We start from the raw sequence: 1,971 nt of genomic DNA on the forward strand, positions 1-1,971 counted from the left end.
CTGTATTCAATATCGACAACAATTAATTTTGCTGCTCTAGGTTTTTATTTCCGGCAGCTTACTGTAAACTTTTTTAGTCATCACTTAAAAAAATTAAAATCACATTAATTGAGCACGTCCAAAGAGCTATTTACCATAACGGGTTGCGGCTAAAAGAAGTGGCGGCTTTGGAACACTAAACTGTCTAAACGCACAATGTTTATTAGTTGCACAACTGTTTATATTCGCACTTCGCCCGCCATTTTTTTTAGGTGCTGTTAGCGGTTCGTTGTTTTCTGTCTATATGGTCATTACTTGTCCACCGATTTTATCAGTCTATTTGATTTTTTAAAACTTTTAAGAAACAAAATTAAACTAATTAATGTCAATATTGAAGCAATTAAAAAAGGAATTCCTGGAAAATAAATCTCGGATTGTTTTCCCGTAAAGTAAGAAAAACTGCTTGTCATTAACGGTGGTGCAATCAGAGTTGTCAAGCCCATTAAACTGCCTAAAGCACCTTGAAGTTCACCTTGTTCGTTGTCGGGCATTGCAGAAGACATAATACTTTGAACGGCTGTGCCTTGAATTCCACCAACTATGAAAAGTAATAAAGCGGTAAAGAGCAACCATTGCCACGGTGTAAAAGCAAACAGAAAAAAGCCCGTCATCATAAGTACAAATCCTAATACTGCCATTCGTTTGTCGCCCAATTTTTTTGCCAAAATACTGACTAACCATAACTGAACGATAATTGATAGAATGCCTATAAATGCTAATGAGTAGCCAACAAGAGAGGTGCTCCACTTAAATTTTTCAATGGTGAAAAATGCCCAAACACTTTCCATACTGTGATTAGCGATGGAAACAAAAATCATTGATAGCACTAAAGTTTTTATCAATGGGAATTTCTGTAAGTGTTTGAGGGAACCAAATGGATTAGCTCTTTTCCAGTCAAATTTCCTGCGGTTATTTGCTTTTAACGATTCCGGGAAAAAGTAATAGCCGAAAATAAAATTGATAAAACTTAAAATAGCAGCAACAATAAAGGGTGTATGAGTTCCGAATTGTACCAATGTTCCGCCAATTATGGGTCCAATTATAAACCCCAAACCAAAGCCTGCGTTTATAAGTCCGAAATTTTTAGTTCTATTATCGTCTGTGCTAATGTCGGCAACACAAGCAGATGCAACGGAATAGCTTGCTCCTGTTATACCTGCAATTGTCCGCCCAACAAAAAGCCACAAAATACTTGGTGCAAAAGCAAGAAAAATGCAGTCGATGCTAAACCCAAACAATGAGCTTAAAAGTACTGGTCGCCTGCCATATTGGTCGCTTAAATTCCCTAAAACTGGTGCAAAAACAAATTGCATAATTGCATAAGCAAATGAGAGCCAGCCTCCGTATTTGGCGGCTGTGCTGATGTCTGAATGAAGTAGATTAATTAGTAGTTGTGGTAGAACTGGAAAAATTAGTCCAAAACCTGCGGTGTCAATTACGACAACTATTAATACAAATATGAGTGTTGATTTATGATTTGATTTCATTTTTATGAAGCGATAAATTATAGCATTACTCTGAAAAGTATAATGCAGTTTGTTAATAATAAATTCAATTAAGAAGAGTCTCAACCATGTACGTCTTCAAACTAAAGTGGACTTTTCCTAAGAGAGTATTTAGTTAATAATTCAAAGATAAATGTTTTTTTCTTGGGTGTTTTCATAATAATTCAAATTTAAGGATTTTGAAAACACTCTCTTAGTTTTGAACTAAATCAGTCCACTTTTTGCTGACGATTTACATCAACCAGATTTGGTTAAGAAAAAAAGCGTAGAACGCTATGAAAATATTATTGCCTCATAATGGCACAAATATAAACAAAGTTTAAGACGTCAATGTCGAGTTGCGAAAAATAATTAACAAGACCAACGAAGTGTTAGTTTTTTTGTCGGGCGTTTAATGCTTGTACATTTACAATGACCGCTAACGTTC

The 1,971-nt window shown here is 35.3% G+C and carries 1 protein-coding gene; it reads right to left on the minus strand.

The window, feature by feature from the left end; all coding sequences use genetic code 11:
- Window positions 1-290: 290 nt before the first annotated feature.
- On the minus strand, window positions 291-1,526 hold the full coding sequence (locus P8M54_RS15685; RefSeq protein ID WP_038503344.1) for a tetracycline resistance MFS efflux pump: 1,236 nt from the start codon (window positions 1,524-1,526) through the stop codon (window positions 291-293).
- Window positions 1,527-1,971: the final 445 nt, after the last annotated feature.

The organism is Flavobacterium sp. (assembly GCF_029242675.1).
Taxonomy (GTDB): domain Bacteria; phylum Bacteroidota; class Bacteroidia; order Flavobacteriales; family Flavobacteriaceae; genus Flavobacterium.